The sequence below is a fragment of the Mesorhizobium jarvisii genome, assembly GCF_003601985.1.
Classification (GTDB): domain Bacteria; phylum Pseudomonadota; class Alphaproteobacteria; order Rhizobiales; family Rhizobiaceae; genus Mesorhizobium; species Mesorhizobium jarvisii.
Map to the genome: position 1 here is coordinate 221687 of NZ_QZXA01000011.1, position 14431 is coordinate 236117.

Here is a 14431-nt window from a genome sequence, read left to right on the forward strand (position 1 = left end):
GGTTCATGGGACGCGCCTAAGTCTATCCCATGCATGCCGGTCCGAACCGCTTCCCGCTTCGGGTGGCAAACATCAGTTCATATTTCTCGACATCCACGTTTGCAGCAAAACGGCTGCTTCAGTCCGGTTTCGCACCCCGAGCTCGCGCAGAATGGCGGCGGCATGGATTTTCGTTGTCGCTTCGGCAATATCCAGATTGCGGGCGATCTCCTTGTTCGAGTACCCTTCCGCCATCAGCTTGAGGACGTCCCTTTGCCTCGATGTCAGTCTGCCAAGATCGCTTGAGCCCATGCGCTGACGGATTGGATTTTTCACCGAGGGGAGGGCGGCATACGCTCTCTGGTCGGCAGACGTTCGAGACAAGAGTGATGGTACATAGATCCGGCCTGCAAGGATCTCATTTACTGCCAAAACGACTTCTTCGTCTTTTTGCGATTTGACGATGTAACCGTGAAGCCCGATCGAAAGAGCGGTCAGGATCTCCGAGCGAGAATCGTCCCCGGAAACGATCGCAAAACGTGTGTCAGGATACGCAGAGAGAACGTCGCTGAGCACCTCCTGGTTAACCAGCCCCGGCATGTTCAGGTCGAGGATCGCAAGATCGATGGATGCCTGCTCCTCTAGAAGATTGACCACAGCATCGAAACACGAGGCCTCGAATATTTCGGCGTTTGGAATTCCAGCCAAAAGTGCCAGCCGAAGGCCGCGCCGATACAAGCCGTGATCGTCGGCGATGACGATCCGATACATTGAACTACCCCAACGCGTTACCCGGTTCCCGACGAGAACACTCGCTGGAACCTCCCAGTCCTCTGTGATGGTCGGAACCGCGGTGGGTCTAAAAGTCGTGGCCACCGCTGGTCATCACATCACTGTGATGGTCGCAGCGTCCCAACCCACGCACATCACACATGGCTAATATAATACTAATTTGTGAGAGCCGTCGTTATTTTTTTTAACGCTGGCGTCCCGTGCCTGCCTACCGAGCGATATCGAGTGCCCGTCTCCAATGTTCGGTGTACGGCAGGGCATTTTGATGGCGGCACCTGCCTTCACCGAGGGTGCGCGGGATGGTTCCGGCACTTGGCGGATCGCTGCTTTTTGATCGCAGGACTCGTTCGGATTCATTGGTCTCATGGCCAGGTCCAGATGCTTGGGTCCGTCCTTGATCTCGCGGTTATCTAATACCGGAAACGCTTCGGATCGGTACCATTCGAATGCACGACGACAGCCGCCCCGGCTGTCACATACCCTTCAAGTATGATGTTCGGATTGCCGCCGAGGGTCGAGCCGGATTTGACGGAATGCCAGGTCCGAATGAGCTCGAACACGAAATGCCCGGACACAGGCAACTGCAAATCAGGAGGATCGGATGAAAGCGGTGATTCAATGTGGTGGGATGGGTACGCGCCTTCGGCCCTTCACGTCGGTCCTACCGAAACCCTTGATGCCGATAGGAGCCAGGCCCGTTCTTGAGCTGCTTCTGAAGTGGCTGCGGCGCAACGGCATCGAGGAGGTCTATATCACGACCGGGTATCTCGGGCACCTGATCCGCAGCGTCTGCGGCGACGGATCGCAATGGAATCTGAAGATCAAATACACGCAGGAAATGGAGCCATTGGGCACCATTGGGCCTCTCTCTCTGATCAGGGATGAACTGAACGACACCTTTGTCGTGCTCAACGGCGATGTTCTTACCGACCTGAGCCTCAGCCGGTTTGTGGCGGCGCACCGCATGCATAAGGATCCGGTTACGATCGCCACTGCCTGCCGCCTCATCAAGATGGATTTCGGCGTCATCGACGAGGTCGACAATGCCGTTCAGCTCTTCCGGGAAAAGCCGACGCTTTCCCACCTTGTCAGCATGGGGATTTACTGCATGAACCCGGATGTCCTGCGGTTCATACCTTCGGGCATCCCATTCGGGTTCGATGACCTGATGTTGCAGATGATGCAGGGTGGCACGACCGTGCACGTGTACAAGCATGACGGTCTCTGGCTCGATATCGGTCGCGTCGATGACTTCCAAAATGCGCAGGCGATTGCCTGGGAAGAGCAGTCGACCTCGATCGAGGTAGCCGCCGCGGCCGCATGAAATCCGGATGTAGAGGCCGAACCCATCACAAGGATTTTTAGGAGGTCAAGATGCTCTTGGTGAGCGCCCCAATTCTAGGCGAGCCGGAGAAGGCAGCCTTGTCAAAGGTGATTGACAGCGGCTGGCTTACCATGGGGGAGCAGGTGCGCGCATTCGAACTGGCCTTTGCCGATATGCATGGCGCGCGAGATTGCGTGGCGGTTGGTTCCTGCACCGCGGCGCTTCATCTCATCCTGCATGCACTGGGAATAGGACCCGGCGACGAAGTATTGGTCCCGTCGCTGACTTTCGTGGCGACCGCGAATGCGGTGCTTTATGTCGGAGCGACTCCGGTCTTCGTCGATATCGAGTCGGTCGACGTGCCGTTGATGTCTCTCGCGGAAGCCGAAGCGCGGTGCACCTCGCGCACGAAGGCGGTCATCCTCGTTCACTTCGCGGGCTATCTCGCCAATAGGGAACAATGGCAGCGGTTCGCCCGGGTTCGAGGGCTCCATATCATCGAGGACGCCGCGCATGCCCCTGGCCTGAGGGAAGTGGGAACGTTCGGCACCGCGGCGGCCTTCAGCTTCTATGGCAACAAGAACATGACGACGGCGGAAGGCGGCGCCGTGATCGCCCGTGATTCCGATCTGCTCGACAGGGTTCGCCAAGCCCGCGGGCACGGGATGACCAGCGGGACGCACCAGCGGCTGAACAGCCGTACCCCGCAATATGATGTCACGATGCTCGGGTTCAACTACCGCATGGACGAAATGCGTGCGGCAATCGGGCTCGTTCAACTGCAGAACCTGCAAGAGTGGAACGAGATCAGGCGTATCCTGGCCGTCCTGTATCGGCGCCTCATCGCGGAACATTGCCCGGCCGTGACCATTCCATTCAGCGAACCCCGGACGTCGGCTCACCACATCATGCCGATCCTCCTGCCGCGCTACGCAAGGCGGCAGGACGTGATCGACGAACTGCGGACGCAGGGGATACAGACCACGATCCATTATCCGCCGGTGCACCAGATGACGTTCTATCGCGAGCGTTATCCCGACATCACTCTGCCGCGTACAGAGGACTTTGCTCAGCGAGAGCTGACAATCCCGCTGCACCCTCAAATCACCTCAACTCTCGCCGAGGCGGTTGTGGCTGCACTTGCAAGCGCACTCAACGGCGGTGCCCAAACAGGAACTGCGGCATGAATGCGTCGGACCGTTCCCTTCATCGGCGCTTCGTCTCAAACCCCGCTCATGGTTTGGCGCGACGCTCGATCGATCTCGCGGTCGCGGGCGCCGCGCTCATCGTATTTGCACCGCTGATGCTTTTGATCGCCGGAGCGCTTCTGCTCGAAGGCGGTGGCTCGATCTTGTTCGCACAGACCCGCATGGGCGCCGGTGGCCGACCCTTCCGCATGTACAAATTTCGCAAGTTCGGTGTGAACTGCGGTTCCCAAGGCCTCGCACTGACCGTCGTGGGCGACAGCCGCATGACGACGGTGGGCCGGTTCCTCGCGGCAACAAAGTTCGACGAACTGCCGCAGCTGTGGAACGTCCTCAAAGGCGAAATGGCGATCGTCGGGCCACGACCCGAGAGCATGGCTTTCGCCGATTGTTTCCGAGGCGGCCTCGAGGCGGTCCTGCAATACAAGCCCGGCCTGCTGGGGCCAACCCAGGTTGTCTTCCGGCACGAGGCGCATTTCTTCCCCCGATCCGCGGATCCGATCCTGTTCTATCGGGAGGTTATGTTCCCCGCCAAGGCCAGACTCGACCTCTCCTATTATCCGCAGCGCACCATCGTCTCCGACATCGTGTGGATGGCGCGTGGCGTCCTGGCGGTTGTCGGCTGGGTTCCATCACAGCCGATCGACGTATGAACCCCAAAAGGAAAAGCGCTCCAGTCAGCCAAGGGAATGCGCAGTCATGAGCTACAACGGCAAGAAAGTTCTGGTGACAGGCGCGGATGGATTTATCGGTTCGCATCTCACTGAGGCGCTCGTCCGCAACGGCGCGGATGTCACTGCTCTGGCGCTTTACAATTCCTTCGACAGCCATGGATGGCTGGACGATTTGCCGGACAAGATCCGCAGCCAGCTGAAGCTCGTCCGCGGTGACGTCCGCGACAGCGCGTTCCTGAACCGGATCGTGCGCGGTCAGGCCGTCGTGTTTCACCTGGCTGCGCTCATTGCGATTCCATATTCCTACGCGGCTGCCCAGTCCTATGTGGAAACCAACATCCTGGGTACGGTGAACGTTCTTGAAGCGGCGCGTCAATGGGAGACGGAGCGGGTGGTGCATACCTCCACGAGCGAGGTCTATGGAACCGCCCAGACCATGCCCATCAGCGAAACGCATCCGCTGCAGGGACAGTCGCCCTATTCGGCATCCAAGATAGGCGCCGACATGATGGCGGAGTCCTACGCCAGGTCGTTCGATGTCCCTGTGGTCATCATGCGGCCCTTCAACACTTATGGTCCGCGCCAGAGCGAACGCGCCATCGTGCCGACCATCATCCGGCAGGCTCTCGATCCGAATTGCCCGGCGATCATGGTCGGCGATACGAGCCCGATCCGTGACCTGACCTTTGTCGAAGACACTGCGGCGGCCTTCCAGACCGCGGGCCTGGCCGGGCTCGAATTCGGCCACGCCTACAATGCCGGCAGCCAACGCGCCGCGACCATCTCCGACGTATTGGATCTTGTCCTGGAACTAAGCGGTTCCAAGAAACCGGTCCATCGTGACGAAAGGCGTTTGCGGCCGCAAAATTCGGAGGTTCGCGCCTTGCTCGCCGATTCCTCGCGTTTTGAAGGCGAGACTGGGTGGCAGGCGCAGACCAGCCTGCGCGACGGGCTGGAGCGAACGATCGCATGGTGGCGCGCGCGCCTTAGTGAAGGCCGGGTACGGCGCGAAATGGGTTACATGACATGACCCTGCTCCGCCGGCACATGTTGGTACTGCTGCTGATTGCCGGTGCCATGTTCGCGAATATTTATATGCTCGGTGGTCGCGAAAGCAGCGCATCGCAAACGTCGGCCACACCACCGGTGAAAAACCTGCCGGACTATCTTGGCGAAGCAACGGATCCCTGGTCCGGCACGACTTTCGTACGGATCACCCAGCCTGGAATTCTCGGCCTGGCGGGTGTCTGCGGGAAGAAATACTGCACCCACCGTTACTCGAGTGCACAGGCCTGGAATGCTGACCAGAGCCTTCTCGTGATCGTCAATGGTTGTGGTGGCATGTGCTTCCTCGACGGGCACAGCTACGTGCCATTGTTCCATCGCGACCGCTCGAATGAAACTGAATGCGAGTGGCATCCCAGGGATCCCCAGCTGATGATCTGCGTCGCTGGCAGGCAGATTTACACCTGGGCGCCGCGCACAAATCATGAGGATGTCGTGTTCGACACGGCAGCCTACAGCAAACTTCAGTTCGGACCTTACAAAGGCAATCCGAGCCGCGACGGCAACCGTATTGCGGTGCGTGCAACGCGCAATGACGGCAAATCGGTGGTCTTTGGCTACGACCTCAAGCAGCGGCGGAAATTCCCGGATATCGATCTTACCCAGCTTCCGGGGACCACTGGCTCCTGCTCGATCTCTCCGCTGGGGATCAATATTGTGTGCTCACAGGCATTGTCGGAAGACCATGAACCGACCTTCGTCTTTTCCATCGACGGCGTCTTGCAACAGAAGTGGATGGAGCACCACCGGCCCGGTCACGGCGACATGACGGTCGATGCCGACGGCAGCGAAATCTATGTCGGGATCAGCAAATCGAATCCCGACATATATCAGGTGATCAAGCGCCGATTGGCCGACGGCAAGGTCACGTCGCTGATGAAATATGGCGAGGCCATGCATGCGTCGCTCAGGTCCCTGGACAGGCCCGGCTGGGTGTTTCTGAGCTATGGCGGAACGCCAGCCGAAGTATCGCAGCACCCGGACTGGGCGCCTTACGCGCAGCAGGTCATTGCGGTGCGCACGGACGGCAGCGGAGAGGTCCGCCGTATCGTGGAAACGCAGAACACCCACTTCGACTACTGGAGCGAGACGCATGCCTCGCCCTCGCCGGACGGCTCACAGGTAATCTGGTCGAGCAATTGGGGTGTGCCCGGTGGCCCGGTATACGATTTCGTTACCCGTCTTGAGTGGCCTTCGGAGCCGGTCCCGAACCAGAAGGAGATTGTCGCAAATGGCCTTCAATAAACGAACCGTTCTTGCCGCGGTTGCGGTGATGTCCCTGACATCGATGGCCGCCGCAGGCGAAGCCGAGCAATATCAACTGTCACCTGGCGATACCGTCGAGATAGGGATAGCGCCGATCCCGGATCGAGCGCAGCGCGCCGTGGTCCAGATGGATGGCAATATCGCCCTTCCCGAGGTCGGGATGATCATGGTCGCAGGCCTGACGGCGTCTCAATTGCAGACGCGCATGCAAGCGCTTTTGCCGACCAAGATCTTTCACGTGCGTCTGGCCGATGGACGGGAGCAGATGGTTGTCGTCAAACCGGACGACGTGACCGCCATCATCGTGGAGTATCGTCCAATCTACGTGATGGGCGACGTGCTCACCCCTGGACAACAGGCCTACCGTCCGCTCATGACCGTACGGCAGGCGCTTGCCGTCTCCGGCGGCTTCAGCCTTTTGCGGTCACGGGCGGGCCAAACGGGTCCCGATCCGGTTGATCTCAGGCGCGATTACGAAACACTTTGGGGGGAGTACACCAAAGACTATTTTCACGCCGCCCGTGTCCGCGCCGAACTTCAGGGCCAGGCGGATTTCGACAAGCAGACGCCGCAGGGGTCACCTCTGTCGCCCAGCGTCGGAGCTGCGATCGCCCAGGCTGAAACGGACGGGCTGAAGATTGCGCTGAGCGATTTCCAGCAGGAGCAGACTTTTCTTGAGAGGGGCGAGAAGGATGCGGCTGATCAAATCGAGGTTTTGCAGAAGCGCGAACAGGTCGAGGCCGAGAGCGTGAAGGCGGATCAGGAAGACCTGGCGAAAGTAACCAAGGCGTTTGATGCAGGCAATCTGACCAACACTCGGCTCGCCGATGTCAGGCGCGCCTTGCTTCTGTCGTCGAGCGGTGCGCTGCAAACCTCGGTCGAGCTCATGAGAGCGCGGCGCCAGCAGGAGGACTATGTCAGGCAGCACGAACGCAATGACAATCAAAGGAGGATTGCCTTGCTGACGGATCTGAAGGACACCAACGCGCGGCTGGGTGATGTCACCGCCAGGCTCCACGCCGCCAGCGAGAAGCTGCAACCGACCGGAGCGTCCGCCCAGCCATTGCCGATTGCCGGCGAAACAATCCGGGCTCAGGTCACGATCGTCCGCAAGGTCGGCGATGAGTGGCGCAAGCTGTCGGCTGACGAAGACACGATCGTGATGCCGGGAGATACTGTCGAAGCCAAGTTCAGCAGCGATCTGCAAAGCGCGGCAATCCAATAGGCCGCTTTAGTCGCAGTCCGAAAAAAGAAATGAGTTGGGGGAACTTACTGTTCGATCAGGGCGTCGAACACAAGCGAACGGGAGATACAGGTGAGGCTCAATTCCAGGCAAGGGGTGCCGCCGACGAACGCGGCTCAGATGGCTCAGTCAGCAAGTTACGCTTTCGATACGCCTTCGGCATCGCGAGTTCCCCGGGCCAAGCCGCGGACCGGTGAGCCCGGAATTTGGCAGGAGCTGATGTCCAACCAGCAGGTCCACACGCCGGGCGACCGGGTGTCGGACGACTACAGGGCCAGCCATTGCGCACCGGGCTACGGCGCGCATTACAACAAGACGCACGAGTCCGGCTACTACGGCGCGCTTTGGGAGAAAATCGAAAAACCCTTGATCCTGAACGTTCTTCGCCCAATGGGCGGAGCCGGCCGGAACTGCCTCGATTTCGCATGCGGAACAGGTCGCATCACCAGCGTGGCAGCCGGCGTGTTTGGCGAGGTGGTCGGCGCCGACATTTCGAGATCCATGCTGGGCAGCGCGCAAGTTCCGCCCAATGTGAGACTGCGCCACGTCGACATGACAACAGAACCTCTCGGCGAAACCTTTGATGTCGTAACGGCATTTCGCTTCTTCCTGAACGCCGAGGATCAGCTGAAGCGGGATGCGTTGAAGGCGATAAATGAACATTTGAAGGACGGCGGGCGTCTTGTGTGCAACGTTCACATGAATGCGACTTCACCAATCGGCCTGGTTTGCCGGCTGCTCAATCGGCTGTTTGGACGGACAATTCGCAACACGCTGAGCGTGGCGAAGTTCAAGGAGCTCCTGACCGCGTCGGGATTCCTTGTCGAGGAGATGATACCTTACGGCTATCTGCCCCGGCCGGGAAACCTCTTGCCCGGAGTCTGTGAAGCGTTGATGGAGCCCTTCGAAAAGGCGTCCAGAACTCTTCACGTTCCTGGACAACTGGCGCAACATTTCCTGGTTATCGCGAAGAAGCGCTAGCGGAATCGCACACTCAAATGGCGACGTGAAAACGGCCGGGAGCCGTTTGCCTGAGGGGCGACTCACCCTCCGAAAAGGACGGCGCGGTGTCGCTCGCGTTGCCGGGAACGCGACCTCCACAGCCTTCCGGTACTCCTTAAAACGGTAGTTTTCCCCTGATTTAATGCGTCAGATTCGGGTTTCTCGGCTCGGCGCCACGATTTCGCTACATTTTGACCGAAGGCCACGTACGTTAGTGGGGCGTAAATTAGAAGGCAAAGAGGGATACGCTCCTGAAAACCCAAAAATTGTCCGTGGCCAACGGGGCCAGTGAGCTTGCGCAACGATTTCTCACCGGAGGTCGCAAGCGATGAGCTCCGGAGGGATACGTTCGCCCGATCTGCGTGGCGCCATGCTTGGTGCCGTGCCCGGGCTGGTAGGCGTCGGCGTCTTCTCGGCGGTGATAAACCTTCTCGCCCTGACTGGCTCCGTCTATATGCTGCAGATCTACGACCGCGTTCTGCCTTCGCAGAGCGTTCCGACCCTTGTCGGATTTACGGTCGGAATGCTGGGCCTTTACGCGGTCTATGGATTGCTGGATTTCGTACGGCTTCGCCTCCTGGTTCGAATAGGCAATCGTCTCCATAAGAATCTGCAGCAAAGGGTGTTCGGCCTGTCGCTGTCCTTACCGCTCATCGGCGGGCAGGACGCGAACCGGATACAGCCGCTGCGTGATCTGGATCAGATCCGCGGCTTCCTTTCGGGATTGGGGCCGACCGTCATCTTCGACGCGCCTTGGATACCGTTTTATCTGCTGATCATCTATCTTCTGCATCCTGCGCTCGGTCTGCTGGCAACAAGCGGTGCGATTATTGTCGTTCTGCTCACGGTGATAGCGGAAGTCCTTGGCCGCGCATCCGCGGCACGCGCGTCCGAGACGATGGTGTCGCAACGCAATCTTGCCGATTCCGGCCGCCGCAACGCGGAGGTTGTGCGCGCGATGGGCCTTTCCGGGCGGCTTGCCCGCCGCTGGAGCGAGATCAACCACGCCTATCTCACGCACCAGGAACGACTTTCCGACATTGTCGGCGCCACCGGTGCCCTCTCGAGGGCGCTGCGGATGGCCTTGCAGTCCTCTGTTCTGGGACTGGGCGCCTATCTCGTGATCGGGGGGGAAGCGTCGCCAGGTGTGATCATAGCATCGTCGATACTGCTGGGCCGCTCGTTGGCTCCGGTTGACGCTGCGCTCGCAAACTGGCGAGGCTTCGCGGCTTTCCGGCAAAGCTATTCCCAACTGGCCAAGGTGCTGGCTGTCGTCGGTGGGCATGAAGAAGTCATGGAACTGCCGCGCCCGCAGGCGGCGCTTGCGGTCGAGGACCTGACAATAGCGCCGCCGGGCCAGCAAAAACCGACGGTGGCCAATGTCAGCTTTAGCCTGTCCGGGGGCGCAGGAATGGCCATTGTCGGCCCGAGCGGTTCTGGGAAAACGACACTTGTGCGCGCGCTGGTTGGAGTGTGGCAGCCGCTACGCGGAAGGGTAAGGCTGGACGAAGCCTCGCTCGACCAATGGAATTCGGAAGAGCTTGGCGCTCATGTCGGCTATCTGCCGCAGGACGTCGAACTGTTTGACGGGACGGTTGCCGATAACATTTCGCGATTTGGTGGCAAGGACGACGCCAAGGGCGTGCTGGCGGCTGCCAGGGCCGCCGGCATCGACAAGATGATCATGCGGTTGCCGAATGGTTTTCAAACACGCGTAGGCGAGGGCGGGGCAGCCTTGTCGGCCGGACAGAGGCAACTGGTTGGGCTTGCCCGGGCACTTTATGGCGACCCGTTTCTGGTCGTCCTGGACGAGCCGAATTCAAACCTGGACGTCGATGGCGATGCCGCCCTGGCCGGCGCGATCCTGGGGGTGCGCCGACGTGGAGGGATCGTCATCATTGTTGCGCACCGTCCTTCTGCCCTCACCAATATCGACAAGGTACTCGTCATGTCGAATGGGATGCTTCACTCCTTCGGCTCGCGCGAGGAGGTCCTGGCCAATGTCATCCGGCCCTTCCCGACGCCTGCCGAACGGCAGGCATCGGTTGTTCCGATGCAGAAAGGGGTGAGCGGTCATGCGTGAGGTGCTGTTTCATGTCTGACGCGACGATGGTCTCGTATGCTCCGTTCGATAACGGGAGCCGAAGGGTCGAGGCGAATTCGGTCGAGGCGCGCGATGATATCAGGTCCAACCTGATCCTTGGTGCGGCGGTCACGGCCATGTTGGTTGTCGGCGGCGGGCTTTGGCTTGGGTTGACCAAGATCGCCGGCGCCGTGATCGCGCCTGCCACCGTGGTGGTCGAAAGCAACATCAAGAAAGTCCAGCATCTGACGGGCGGCACGATCGGGGGCATCTTCGCGCAAGATGGGGATCATGTGCGTGCTGGCGATGTGGTGGCCAGGCTGGATGACACGCTGACACGGGCCAATCTGCAGATAATCAGCGAGGATCTTGATCGCGCAACCGTGCGGCTTGCACGGCTGGAGGCCGAGCGACAAGGCCTGCCGGAAATGCAGCTTCCGTCCAGCCTTCAAGAACGCATGGGCGACCCGGAGCTGGCTGCGCTGGTCAGAGGAGAGCGCACCCTCTTCGAAAGCCGCGCAACGGCATTGACGGGGCAGAAGGCGCAGTTGGAAAGCCGCGCGAAGCAACTCGAACGCCAGATCGATGGCCTCAAGGCGCAGCAGGCCGCGGAAGACCAGTCGGTGGTCCTGCTGGACGGAGACCTTGGCGATGTCCAGGCGCTCTATACAAAAAAATTGGTGTCCAAGGAGCGACTGAGCAACATCCGATTGGATGCGACCCGAGCGCACGGAGAATCAGGACGCCTGGCGGCGGCGGTGGCTGAGGCACAGGCCAAGGTCAGCGAGACCGAATTGCAGGTTCTTCAGCTGGATGAGCAAAGGCGCAGTGAAGTAACGAGCGAACTTCGTGAAACCGAAGCCAAGCAGACCGAACTCAGCGAGCGCAAGGTCGTGGCGCAAGACGAACTGACCAAAACCAACATCCGCGCTCCGCAATCGGGAACGGTGCAGGAATCGGCTATCCACACAATCGGCGGTGTGATCGCTCCGGGGGAGGTGATCATGATGATCGTCCCCGACACCGACAACCTCGTCGTCGACGCGCTGATCCCCCCGTCGCGCATAGATGACGTTCGTCCGGGCCAGCACGTCTCCATCCGGTTTCCGGCCTTCGATGCCGGCACCACGCCTGCTTGCCAGGGATCGGTCAAGCGCATCTCGGCGGATCTGATCAAGGATCAGCAAAAACAGCTTTCGTATTTCTCGGCGCGCATCAATGTCGAGAACAAGGCGGCCTGCCTGACCGATGCCAAGGTGCTCAAACCTGGCATGCCGGCGGAGGTTCACATCAGCACCGACGAACGCAGCGTCTGGTCTTATCTGCTGAAGCCGCTCACGGATCAGATGTCCAGGGCTTTCCGCCAATGACGTGACGAACTGTTCGAAGCGAGCTGCAAAATATGATCAGCTGGCTCGTCCTCCTACGACGCGGTGAGCGCCCTCCGACGAACACGGCGAGCGGTGCGCACCGCTCGCTCCGCCGCCACCGGAAGCGTCTTGGCCACATCGTTCGTATGCGGCAAGGCGTTCGCAGCGCCACGGAACCTCTCATAGGGCAGCAATTCCCTGATCCGGGCGTTGACCGATGCAATTTCGGCTCGCAGGTCTTCGCATTCCTGCCGGCGGATATCGAGTTGTAGCTGATCGGATGCCTGCTGCAGCGAAAGCTGTGAGAAATTCGCGGTCATCTTCGAAAGGTTCAGCTTGTCGGTCTCGGCCTCTTTGGTGAGGGCCGCCAACCTTTCGTCCGCCACCTGTTTTTCCGCCACCGCGTCGCTCCATTGAAGCTTGAGCCTGGCGATCTCGGCCGAGGCCTCGCTGCTTGCGTTCGACGCGACCTCTAGTCGCGAGTGGAGATTCTGAATTTCGGAACGCAATCCTCGGATCTCGGCACGGCTGCGTTCGAGCTCGGCACCCTTGTCCGCCTCCATGATCCTGGCGGTTTCCGTCACTTCCGACAATTTCGCCTGGGCGGCCTCGAGCGCGGTGTGGAGCCGTGCCGCTTCCTTTTCGCTCTTGCCGAGCGCACCAAGCACTTCGGAATTTCGCGCGGCTTCGTTGGCATGGATCGTGGAGAAGGCGTCCAGCCTGTGCCGCGCCTCGTCCTCCCGCTTCAGCGCCTTTTCCAGGTCGATCGACAGGCTGACGTTCTTTTCACGCAGCAGTTTGTTTTCTCGCGCGCGCCTGTCGGCCTCGACGGTCGCGGCGGCAAGCGTGTTTGTGAGGTCTCCGAATTCCGCTTGGCTTCTTGCGTTGGTGTTCGCGGCTTCCACGAGTTCCAGCCTTGCCGCTGCCAATGCGCCACGAAGCGCCTCGGCGTCCTGAACCAGGCTTGCCTCGCGCTGCTGCAGGGCCTCCACCATGCTTTCACGCTCGTGATGCCTTCGGGTCAGGTCATTGAGCTTGTCCGACAGGCTCTTTTGCTCTGCGGTCAGGCTTTGATTGGCCAGCTCCAATTCGTTGGCGCGGAGAATGTCGGCATGAAGGATGTGAAAGAATTCAAAGGTCAGCTGATGTGTGCTTGCGATCTCGGACAGTTTCGCGTTGATCTCCTCGAAATGGAGCTTCGCATCGCGAAACAGCCCGTCAAAGGAACTCAAGGCAGCCATACGGCTCTGCGTATGAGAGGTCAGCCGTCGCACGGGTTCGGGAGTGCCGGCATCGTCGCTGCCGGCATCATCCTTGGTTTGCGCGCTCTCGTCCTGTTCGCTGTTGTCGTTTGGCATGGGCGGCTGGTCCGCGACATCGTCCATTGCCAGCGCCGACAGGTCATCCAAGCCAAGGCACTCGTCGACGGCATCAGCCAAGTCAGCTTCGAGATCCTCGAATGACTTCTCCACATTGTTGTCGGCACGTCTGATCAGATCTCTGAACTTCATGCCCTGCATCCCCCTTCCGCATGCCTGGACCCAGCAAGGCGCGGACTGAGCTTTCTTCTGTATCGAGAGATCAGTTCGGTGTCTTCGTTCAATCAAACGATGCCGGGTGCCGGCGATTCATCGCTTTAACGGCGAAGAGTCGTCGAGAATTGTAAGCGACAGCCCTAAGGTTCGGAGGTCGTCGGTCATTCCCCACCAACCTTTTTAACCTGTGCCGGGATGACCCTTCTCGTGTTCATCTTGACGTTTTTCGTCGCGTGGACCCCAGCGCCGCTCGCTTTCCGGCACGCGAGGCAGTCGGGAGCGCTTTCGCGTGCAAGCCCCAGATTGATCAAGCGGCCCGACAGCCTCTTGTAGGGGGGCATCAGGCGGCCGGGCCTAACCGGCTGTTGGGTGTGTTTTGGTTTGCCGGCTGCCTCAACATGCGCCTGGGCCAACGGAAGCGCATCATTCGAACGAACTGTTCGTCGGGCGGCTTCACGCGGCCGACGACGCAAACTCCGCTACCTGACCCTGCCCCCTCTCGAACCACTTCACAGCATGGCGGTTTCTGGTCGCGATTAAGGCCGTAGGCTCCTTCGAATGAACGATCAGTCCGTAATCAAGGAGGGATATCTTTGCCTTCTACGGCGATAAGGCCGGAATTCTGCAGATCAGGGGGGCAAAACCATGTGCGGCATCGTTGGAATCGTCGGCCATTCGCAGGTTACGCCGCTCATCCTCACCACGCTGAAGCGGCTCGAATATCGTGGTTATGACTCGGCTGGTGTGGCCACTATCGAACATGGCAAGCTCGCCCGCCGCCGCGCCGAAGGCAAGCTGATCAACCTCGAACGCCGGCTCAAGGAGGAGCCACTCGACGGCACGATCGGCATCGGTCACACACGCTGGGCCACCCATGGCGTGCCCAACGAGAC

Annotated in this window: 11 protein-coding genes and 1 pseudogene; 10 read left to right on the forward strand and 2 right to left on the reverse strand. The window is 60.0% G+C overall.

The features are described 5' to 3' along the window. Positions 1 to 72: 72 nt before the first annotated feature. On the reverse strand, positions 73 to 750 hold the full coding sequence (locus tag D3242_RS26755; RefSeq protein WP_019860122.1) for a LuxR C-terminal-related transcriptional regulator: 678 nt from the start codon (positions 748 to 750) through the stop codon (positions 73 to 75). Positions 751 to 1372: 622 nt separating this feature from the next. On the opposite strand from D3242_RS26755, the gene D3242_RS26760 reads away from it, so the two are divergent. From D3242_RS26760 to D3242_RS26800, 9 genes are all read left to right on the forward strand, one after another. Next, positions 1373 to 2095 carry a nucleotidyltransferase family protein gene (locus tag D3242_RS26760; RefSeq protein ID WP_019860119.1) on the forward strand — a complete coding sequence of 241 codons (723 nt, stop codon included), beginning with the start codon at positions 1373 to 1375 and terminating at the stop codon, positions 2093 to 2095. A 50-nt stretch (positions 2096 to 2145) separates the two neighbouring features. After that, on the forward strand, positions 2146 to 3282 hold the full coding sequence (locus D3242_RS26765; protein ID WP_038644803.1) for a DegT/DnrJ/EryC1/StrS family aminotransferase: 1137 nt from the start codon (positions 2146 to 2148) through the stop codon (positions 3280 to 3282). Then, positions 3279 to 3953, forward strand: a complete 675-nt coding sequence (locus D3242_RS26770) for a sugar transferase (RefSeq protein WP_027047197.1) — start codon at positions 3279 to 3281, stop codon at positions 3951 to 3953. Before D3242_RS26765 ends, D3242_RS26770 begins: the two co-directional genes overlap by 4 nt. A 46-nt stretch (positions 3954 to 3999) precedes the next feature. After that, the gene (locus D3242_RS26775; RefSeq protein ID WP_064986340.1) at positions 4000 to 5004 is read left to right on the forward strand and encodes an NAD-dependent epimerase/dehydratase family protein; all 1005 of its coding nucleotides are present in this window, start codon (positions 4000 to 4002) and stop codon (positions 5002 to 5004) included. Then, positions 5001 to 6284 carry a hypothetical protein gene (locus D3242_RS26780; RefSeq protein ID WP_064986341.1) on the forward strand — a complete coding sequence of 428 codons (1284 nt, stop codon included), beginning with the start codon at positions 5001 to 5003 and terminating at the stop codon, positions 6282 to 6284. Before D3242_RS26775 ends, D3242_RS26780 begins: the two co-directional genes overlap by 4 nt. Next, positions 6271 to 7530, forward strand: coding sequence for a polysaccharide biosynthesis/export family protein (locus D3242_RS26785; RefSeq protein WP_019860113.1), 1260 nt, complete (start codon positions 6271 to 6273; stop codon positions 7528 to 7530). The genes D3242_RS26780 and D3242_RS26785 overlap by 14 nt, the downstream gene beginning before the upstream one ends. Before the next feature lie 237 nt (positions 7531 to 7767). Next, a complete protein-coding gene (locus D3242_RS26790; RefSeq protein WP_064986343.1) occupies positions 7768 to 8529 on the forward strand; it encodes a class I SAM-dependent methyltransferase in 762 nt (253 codons plus the stop codon). Positions 8530 to 8878: 349 nt separating this feature from the next. Next, a complete protein-coding gene (locus D3242_RS26795; RefSeq protein ID WP_019860111.1) occupies positions 8879 to 10633 on the forward strand; it encodes a type I secretion system permease/ATPase in 1755 nt (584 codons plus the stop codon). Positions 10634 to 10659: 26 nt separating this feature from the next. Continuing rightward, positions 10660 to 12003, forward strand: a complete 1344-nt coding sequence (locus D3242_RS26800; RefSeq protein WP_120145542.1) for an HlyD family type I secretion periplasmic adaptor subunit — start codon at positions 10660 to 10662, stop codon at positions 12001 to 12003. A 53-nt stretch (positions 12004 to 12056) separates the two neighbouring features. Here the strand turns inward: D3242_RS26800 and D3242_RS26805 are convergent, their stop codons facing one another. Continuing rightward, on the reverse strand, positions 12057 to 13523 hold the full coding sequence (locus tag D3242_RS26805; protein ID WP_223217878.1) for a coiled-coil domain-containing protein: 1467 nt from the start codon (positions 13521 to 13523) through the stop codon (positions 12057 to 12059). Between the two features lie 660 nt (positions 13524 to 14183). Here D3242_RS26805 and D3242_RS26810 point away from each other — a divergent pair. After that, positions 14184 to 14431 (forward strand): annotated as a pseudogene (locus D3242_RS26810) (glutamine--fructose-6-phosphate transaminase (isomerizing)); the annotation flags it as partial.

What these genes read in the sequence shown, in the direction of transcription:
- D3242_RS26755 (WP_019860122.1), bottom strand. Translation starts at nt 750, where the DNA reads ATGTATCGGATCGTCATCGCCGACGATCACGGCTTGTATCGGCGCGGC.
- D3242_RS26760 (WP_019860119.1), top strand. Translation starts at nt 1,373, where the DNA reads ATGAAAGCGGTGATTCAATGTGGTGGGATGGGTACGCGCCTTCGGCCC.
- D3242_RS26765 (WP_038644803.1), top strand. Translation starts at nt 2,146, where the DNA reads ATGCTCTTGGTGAGCGCCCCAATTCTAGGCGAGCCGGAGAAGGCAGCC.
- D3242_RS26770 (WP_027047197.1), top strand. Translation starts at nt 3,279, where the DNA reads ATGAATGCGTCGGACCGTTCCCTTCATCGGCGCTTCGTCTCAAACCCC.
- D3242_RS26775 (WP_064986340.1), top strand. Translation starts at nt 4,000, where the DNA reads ATGAGCTACAACGGCAAGAAAGTTCTGGTGACAGGCGCGGATGGATTT.
- D3242_RS26780 (WP_064986341.1), top strand. Translation starts at nt 5,001, where the DNA reads ATGACCCTGCTCCGCCGGCACATGTTGGTACTGCTGCTGATTGCCGGT.
- D3242_RS26785 (WP_019860113.1), top strand. Translation starts at nt 6,271, where the DNA reads ATGGCCTTCAATAAACGAACCGTTCTTGCCGCGGTTGCGGTGATGTCC.
- D3242_RS26790 (WP_064986343.1), top strand. Translation starts at nt 7,768, where the DNA reads ATGTCCAACCAGCAGGTCCACACGCCGGGCGACCGGGTGTCGGACGAC.
- D3242_RS26795 (WP_019860111.1), top strand. Translation starts at nt 8,879, where the DNA reads ATGAGCTCCGGAGGGATACGTTCGCCCGATCTGCGTGGCGCCATGCTT.
- D3242_RS26800 (WP_120145542.1), top strand. Translation starts at nt 10,660, where the DNA reads ATGGTCTCGTATGCTCCGTTCGATAACGGGAGCCGAAGGGTCGAGGCG.
- D3242_RS26805 (WP_223217878.1), bottom strand. Translation starts at nt 13,523, where the DNA reads ATGCAGGGCATGAAGTTCAGAGATCTGATCAGACGTGCCGACAACAAT.